8 protein-coding genes are annotated in these 7,464 nt (G+C 35.6%); all 8 read right to left on the bottom strand.

What is annotated here, in order from left to right; all coding sequences use genetic code 11:
* Positions 1 to 325: 325 nt before the first annotated feature.
* Complete coding sequence (locus tag ACXYMZ_RS13175) at positions 326 to 811, bottom strand: competence protein ComK (RefSeq protein WP_458948871.1); 486 nt, start codon at positions 809 to 811, stop codon at positions 326 to 328.
* 215 nt (positions 812 to 1,026) lie between these two features.
* Entirely contained in the window at positions 1,027 to 2,760 is a 1,734-nt protein-coding gene (locus tag ACXYMZ_RS13170) for an ABC transporter ATP-binding protein (RefSeq protein ID WP_458948870.1), read from the bottom strand.
* A 69-nt stretch (positions 2,761 to 2,829) separates the two neighbouring features.
* Complete coding sequence (locus tag ACXYMZ_RS13165) at positions 2,830 to 3,630, bottom strand: DUF4097 family beta strand repeat-containing protein (RefSeq protein ID WP_458948869.1); 801 nt, start codon at positions 3,628 to 3,630, stop codon at positions 2,830 to 2,832.
* A complete protein-coding gene (locus tag ACXYMZ_RS13160) occupies positions 3,623 to 4,183 on the bottom strand; it encodes an HAAS signaling domain-containing protein (protein ID WP_458948868.1) in 561 nt (186 codons plus the stop codon). The genes ACXYMZ_RS13165 and ACXYMZ_RS13160 overlap by 8 nt, the downstream gene beginning before the upstream one ends.
* Position 4,184: 1 nt before the next feature.
* Positions 4,185 to 4,505 carry a PadR family transcriptional regulator gene (locus ACXYMZ_RS13155; protein ID WP_458948867.1) on the bottom strand — a complete coding sequence of 107 codons (321 nt, stop codon included), beginning with the start codon at positions 4,503 to 4,505 and terminating at the stop codon, positions 4,185 to 4,187.
* Between the two features lie 179 nt (positions 4,506 to 4,684).
* On the bottom strand, positions 4,685 to 5,557 hold the full coding sequence (gene htpX / locus ACXYMZ_RS13150; RefSeq protein WP_458948866.1) for a protease HtpX: 873 nt from the start codon (positions 5,555 to 5,557) through the stop codon (positions 4,685 to 4,687).
* A 101-nt stretch (positions 5,558 to 5,658) separates the two neighbouring features.
* Positions 5,659 to 6,258, bottom strand: coding sequence for a response regulator transcription factor (locus tag ACXYMZ_RS13145; RefSeq protein WP_458948865.1), 600 nt, complete (start codon positions 6,256 to 6,258; stop codon positions 5,659 to 5,661).
* The gene (locus tag ACXYMZ_RS13140; protein WP_458948864.1) at positions 6,255 to 7,391 is read right to left on the bottom strand and encodes a sensor histidine kinase; all 1,137 of its coding nucleotides are present in this window, start codon (positions 7,389 to 7,391) and stop codon (positions 6,255 to 6,257) included. Before ACXYMZ_RS13140 ends, ACXYMZ_RS13145 begins: the two co-directional genes overlap by 4 nt.
* Positions 7,392 to 7,464: the final 73 nt, after the last annotated feature.

Here is a 7,464-nt window from a genome sequence, read left to right as displayed (position 1 = left end):
GCTTCCAGCTTCCTTCAGATTCCAAATCACTTCGGACACCCTTGCCTTTAGCTAACAGTTCCTACTGCAAAGCCTGTAGTGGACTTTCACCACCAAGTTATAGCCCATGCTGGGCGCACAAGAAAAAAGCCGCACCTCATATTGGCGCAGCTTTGTAATTTATATTCTTTTAATTATCTTTAAGACTGGACTTTCTTTGGAGCGATGAGTTGATAAATTAGTCCTTTATATTTTATATCTAAGAAAAATGCGATAATCAATGCAATAATTGAAAGAAAGCCTACTAAGTTTTTCATTTCATCCCCTGCCTTTTCTCTATTTTACCTCATTCGTTTGCAGTTTGCATTTTTATATCAAACATATTCTTGCAGACCGCTGTTTTATAAAATTGTTGTTGTAAAATATAATGGGAGATATCAAGTTCCAAACTTGTGCCATTGATAAAATGAATAATTGATTTTGAGGGATTCTTTTTCCGATCTTCCTCCACACCTTTGATATGATGATAAAACAACCAAACACAATCTGGACTTACTGGTGAAATAGTGGGAAAAGAAAAGATATTTCTACTCGTGCTTATTGGTATAGGAACTTTATTTTTAAAGTTTGTTAATTTTTGAACAGCATTCTTCCTGCCTTCATAAGTTACAAATTCTTCGAGACATGATTTCTTGATAATTTCAAAAGGAGTCTGCTTTACATAAACCTTGCCGAGAGTAGTTAAAGCTACCGTATAGAAGTCAACTTTTTTTACTGGAATCAATGCAATCGTATTTTTTTCAATAATATAATTCAATTGGATTTGCTTCATTTCATCGTTTCCCTTCAACAATAATTTATAGAACTTATTGCAGATAGTACTAATTACCTTTCAAAACATATTATGTAGGTAAATAGATTTATTTTCAAGGGATAACTTACAAAATTATTAGTTATTTGGTATTTTTTATTAAATTACAAATATTAATGGATGTTGCCTATAAAATACCCCATCAAGCAGCATAACTTGATGGGGTACTTCGTAGATTAACTCAATTGTTGTTCAGCAAATTTCTGATATAGTTCATGTGTCTCAACTAATTCTTCGTGCGTTCCGGAACCAGTTATTCTTCCATTTTCTATAAAAATTATTTTGGTTGCATCTACAATTGTAGATAAACGGTGGGCAATTACAAATGTCGTTCTTCCCTTCATTAACCGAGACAATGCCTGCTGTACAGCATGTTCAGACTGACTATCAAGACTTGCTGTCGCTTCATCGAGCATTAAGATTTTTGGATCCCTCAGAAATGCACGGGCAATGTTAATACGCTGTCTCTGACCTCCAGAAAGTTTAACGCCACGCTCCCCTACCTCTGTATCTAGTTCTTTAGGAAAATCTCGAATAAATGAAGCGGCATATGCCATTTCCGCCACTTCCCACAGCTGATCATCGGTAATTTCCTCTGTGTTTTCTAATCCATACGTAAGATTATCTCTTATCGTACCAGCCATCATTGCACTTTCTTGTGAAACATAGCCAATTTGGCTTCGCCATGAATGTAGTGATAAATCACTTATTGGCGTATCTCCTATTCGAATTTCACCAGCCGATGGTTCGTAATATCGCTCTAGCATACCGAATAGCGTTGTTTTACCTCCACCACTTGGGCCAGCAAAAGCAATCATATCTCCTGGATTAGCAGTTAAGCTAACATCAGTGAGAACTGGCTCCCCTTCATCATAGCTAAACGACAAGTTGTCCACGTAAACTATTTCATTAGAGATATCTTTCTTTAAGCCATCCTGACCAGCTTCTTCTTTAATTTCAAGAATATCAATAATTCTCTCTGTCGCTCCTTTTGCTTTTTGTAATTCAGTAAAGAACATAGCAAATGAAGTGATTGGGAAAATAATTTGGAATAAATATAAAAGGAAAGCAACAAGCGATCCCGTTGACATTGTTCCTTCTGCTACACGAATTCCACCGTAGCCAATAATGATAACGATAACAAGCATCATTACTGTGTAAATCAAAGGACCGATTAAGGCAAAAATCTTCGCTTCCCTTAGACCATATCGATAAAGTTTATCAATTCCTTTATTGCCTTGCTCCTCTTCTACTTTTTCTGCTGTAGAAGACTTCATCAAGCGAATTTCACCTAATGTTTGTTGAATATCTCCTGTAAATACTGCCGTTTCATCCTGTAGCCCTTTAGATATTTTTGCCATTCTTGACCCCAACGGCATCATAATAATAAATGTTACCGGCACTGCAATAAGCATCAATAAAGTCATTTTCCAATCCATAATAAGTAAAATTATAATTGCACCAATAATCGTGATGATTCCTGTAATAAATTGTGGGAACTGATTAGATATCAAATCTTTTACTATACCCGTATCATTTACAACTCTACTCACCGATTGCCCACTAGGCGTTTTATCAAAAAAACTTACAGGTAAACGAATCAGTTTGAACCACATTTTCTCACGTAAGCGTGCAACAATCTTTTGTCCTACTGCCGCTAAAATATAAGTAGAGACCCCATCTATCACTGCTTGTAGAATAAAAACAACAACAATAATGATTATGAGTGTAACACTTAGCGCTTCTAGAGAGAAGCCATCAACAAGCTCTCTTGTTAATAATGGAATTGCTAAATTCACAAGCATTGTCAGGATACTTCCGACCAGTCCTGCAGCAAGTGCCCACTTCGAAATATTAGTCGAATAAATTAATCTTAAAAATGGTTTTATACCAACCTTTTCTTCTTTCATGTCTGTACTCCTTGTCTGTTAACCAAATGAAACACTGGAACAGTTTTTTACTATTCCAGTGCTCCATTCTTAATTTTCAACAGTTATACTACCATTCACTGTCTTTAAGTTAATTTTAATTTCACCATTACCAGTTGTACTTTGATTGCTTTTTATGCCGAATATTTTTGATGAATCATTTACAACTTCTGCTCTTATCTCGGCATTTTCTGGAGTTTCATCAACCTGAACCTTAATTCTACCATTGACCGTCTCAAAATCAATAGGATAATTAAGTCTATCCGCATTTAATTCAATTCGTCCATTAGTAGTTCTCGCTTGTAAATCACCAAAAACTGCTTCAAAATTGATTTGTCCATTTTCGACTTCTGTTACAATTTGTTCCGTATGAAGATTTTGCATGATAAGACTTCCATTTGTAGATCTAGCATTAATCGCTTTAACAAATAAATTTTCTATATGCACCGTACCATTTATTGTTTTCGCGTGTATTGAATCGTAGGAGTCCTCTGGCAAATATACTTTTGTAATGATTGGCTTCCAGTTAAAATCAAAATTGAAAAACTGAAGAATTTTTTCCTTAACCTTTACTTTTAAAACTCCATTTTCGACTGCCGCTTCAAGATTATATCTCGATTTTTTATTCGTATCTATCTCAAATACTACATCTGTTGAATCATTCATGGAAGGTAGAATTTCAATTTTTGCATTATCAGATTCTACTTGAAGATCTGTGATCACCTCGCGAAAGGTAAATTCTTCGAGTGCTGGTTCCGAGTTGGCATAAGATGAATAGGTAAAAATTGCTCCAACAATACCTATGATGGGAAGAAAAAATGCAATTATAGAAACTCTTTTTATATTAAACATTCTCCATTCCCCCTTTTACCATTCGAATATTAAATTTAAAGTACTTCACAAAAAGATTTTTCATCCAATTTGTTATGTGTAGCATGATGATTCCTATGAATAACCCAGCCCCTGCAAGTACTAGGGAAGTGAACAAATTAAAAGGCTCGAATATTTCTGGATACATTGCAGTATTAATCAGAACTCCAATTGGCGATAGGGTAAAGAAGACTGCCACTGCCCAACCAGCAATAATTATTGCTGCCAAAGCAATGAATGGACCTAGTACAATAATCAAATTGAAGAAACCTAGACCGATTACTGCCCATAATGCGCGAAAGAAATTCCCCATCGACGCACTATCCTCAACCGTTTCCACATGGTAGGTCACACTTAAATCTCTACCTAACTGTTCTGGCGTTCCAAGTGATGCTGCAATTTCTTGCTCTGTTTTTCCGTCTTGTATGCCAATCATAAAATACTCTTCATAATCACTTAAAATATCATTCTGTTCTTCTATAGGAAGGTTTCTCAATGCATTCTTCAATTCGTATAAAAACTGTTTCTTTGTCATCTTATTCTTCCACCTCATTTTCTATCAAATTATTAACACCATTTGTGAATGTTTTCCATTCAGTAAGTAATTCCTGAAGATAGATTTCTCCATCGGTTGTTAACTTATAGTATTTTCTTGGTGGTCCTTCTGATGACTCTTGTAAATAGGTTGTTGCCATACCTTCTTTTGTTAGACGACGAAGCAATGGATACACTGCCCCTTCTGAAATTTCAATTTGATTTGAAATTTGTTGGACAAGCTCATAACCATAAAGTTCTTTTCTTCCTAAAAGTACTAGCACACAAAGTTCAAGCACCCCTTTTTTAAATTGTATATTCAAAGTTTCCACTCCTTCGATGTCTGTTCACTATTATTCATTATATAGTACCGGTCTATAAATAATACCAGTTAATAAAATATACTTAGCAAAAATATACCATAGCTACAGTACGACAACAATACGTCTTGAGGCGTATATCAAAAAAAGAGACAGCCGATCAATTCGACTGTCCCTTCGTATTATACTAAACGTTTAATTCTATCATCCAAATCTGGGTGCGTAGAGAAAATGCTTGATTTACGTTTACCACTGATTTTCAGAGTAGCAATTGACGTATCATCCTCACCCTTCATACGATGTGAGTATGCTTTTAATGATTCTAAGGCGTGGCGCATCTTATCTTTCCCAGCTAAGTCTGCTCCACCTTGGTCTGCGTGATATTCACGGTGTCTTGAGTATGCGAAAACAACTAAGCTTCCCAGGATTGAAAAGACAATTTGGAAAACGATAATTGCTATAAAATGCACGATTGGTGCCATTTCTTCTCTAACAAAACGCGAAGCAGCAAATGCTACGATTCTTGCCAAGAATACTACAAATGTGTTTACAACACCTTGAAGTAATGTCATCGTCACCATATCGCCATTTGCTACGTGAGCAACTTCATGTGCGATAACACCTTCTACTGCATCATCATCCATCTCTTGAAGAAGTCCAGTTGAAACTGCAACAAGCGAACGCTTCTTAGAAGGCCCTGTTGCAAATGCGTTTACCTCAGGAGAATCATAAATACCAACCTCTGGCATATGCATAAGACCTGCTGTTCTAGAGAGACGGTGTACTTTCTCAACGACTTGACGCTCATACTCTGAACCTGGTCTATCAGGATCAATGACACGAACACCCATCATGCGTTTCGCCATCCAACGAGACATCGCTAAAGAAATAAATGATCCAGTGAAACCAACAACAGCACTAAACACTAATAACTGTGTAAAGTTAATTTTGCCTCCATCAATATAACCAAACCCTCCTACTAAGGAGAGAATAATACTAATTGTTGCTAAAACGAGTACGTTTGTTAATAAAAAATAAAAAATTCTTTTCCCCATGATGAACACCCTTTTTCTATATAAAATGCTTAGTATTTATTATAAAGGCAAAAGAACCCTCTCACAAGTGAGAAGGCTGGATTTATAATACTTGCTTCTTTTTATTTGTACCAACCTTTTTCTTCAAACCTTGTAATGGCCTCAATTCGATTGCTTACGTCTAATTTTACTAATATTGCAGATACATAATTCCGAACGGTTCCATTTGAAAGGTAGAGTTCCTGAGCAATTTCTTTCGTTTTCTTTCCTTCTGCAATTAACTTTATCACTTCTATTTCTCTTGCTGTCAGTGGGTTACTTTCTTCAAAAGCCATATCAACAAGCTCTGGTGCATACACTTTTCTACCAGCCATTATAGAACGAATTGAACGTGCCAACTCTTCACTTGGACTATCTTTTAACAAATATCCACTTACATTTGCTTGCCTTGCTCTGTCAAAATAACCCGGTCTAGCAAACGTTGTAAGGATAATGATTTTACAAGCATCCTCCTTCAACTCTTCGGCTGCATCTAGGCCAGTTTTTATAGGCATCTCAATATCCATGATACAAATATCCGGTTGATGCAAGCGTACAAGTTGTATCGCTTCTTCCCCATTCTTTGCCTTACCGACAACTTCCATATCTTCTTCTAAATCTAATAAAGAACCAAGCGCGCCAAGTAATAAACTTTGGTCTTCTGCGAGTACAATTCGAATCAAGACAACCCCTCCTGTTCTGGTCGCCCAGTTATTTTTGGTACTTGAATAATAACTGTAGTCCCATCCCGTTTTTTAAGTTCTAAACTTCCATTTACAAATTCCAATCGTTCTCTCATTCCTTGTAAACCATTGGAATTATTTATTGATAAATTATTATTTAAACCAATACCATCGTCTTCAACTTCAATTCTCCAACGATCAGGAAATTGTTGGATTCGTATATTGCACATCGTGGCTTTACTATGCTTTACAACATTCGTCACTGCTTCTTTTAAACACATACTGAGTATATGTTCAATATATAATGGAATGTCTTTTAATTTGGTATCTCCCTCGAACTGATATTCAATTTCTGCGGCTTCCATTAATTGAGTCACTAGAATGGATTCTTCTTCTAATCTTAAACCCTTCATATTGGAGACCAATTCACGAACTTCTTTTAAAGCAGTCCTGGCTGTCTGTTGAACATCCTCTATTTCAACGATTGCTTCGTCTGGTTTAATAGGTACTAATCTTTTCGCCAAATCACTTTTCAATCCAATAAGTGAAAGCTTTTGGCCCAGTGTATCATGCAAGTCACGGGCAATTCTTTGCCTCTCCTCTACGACAATGAGCTGTGAAATAATTTCATTTGCATCATCCAATTGATGCTCTAATTTTTCATGCCTATTTCTATTGTACATATTGAAAGGAAGAAGAATAACTCCAATAATCGTAATGATGATGAAAGGAAATTGGGTAATGAAAATTTCATTCTGTGTAAAGAAGAAAATAGTTATCGCTACAATCGTCGTTATCAAGTGAACAATATAAACTGTGAAAAATCCAACTTTATGTTTGATATTACCTATAAAAAACGCTAGGAATAAAGAAAAATAAATATAACCATAAAAGACAGTCATTCCAATGCTTATAGCCATTTCAATTCCTACAGATACATATACGGTCCATCCCTTTTTAATAAAAGAAAGACGGTAAGCGGTAAAGAATAATATAATCAATGCTATTCCAATAAATACTTCTACTAAAGAAGAAAAACGAAAAACAAAGTAAAATGGTAATAGACAAAATGCAATCCATGCAAAAATACTAAGATAGGGGTTTTTCGGGAATAGCTGATACCACTGATGCATAGTATACCTACTTTCTAAAAGCGAGTTATTGCTTCAGTATAGCAAATCAAAGGATGAAAAACCCCTCAATTTT

The organism is Oceanobacillus sp. CAU 1775 (assembly GCF_054482815.1).
This window is presented reverse-complemented; position numbering and strand designations above follow the sequence as displayed.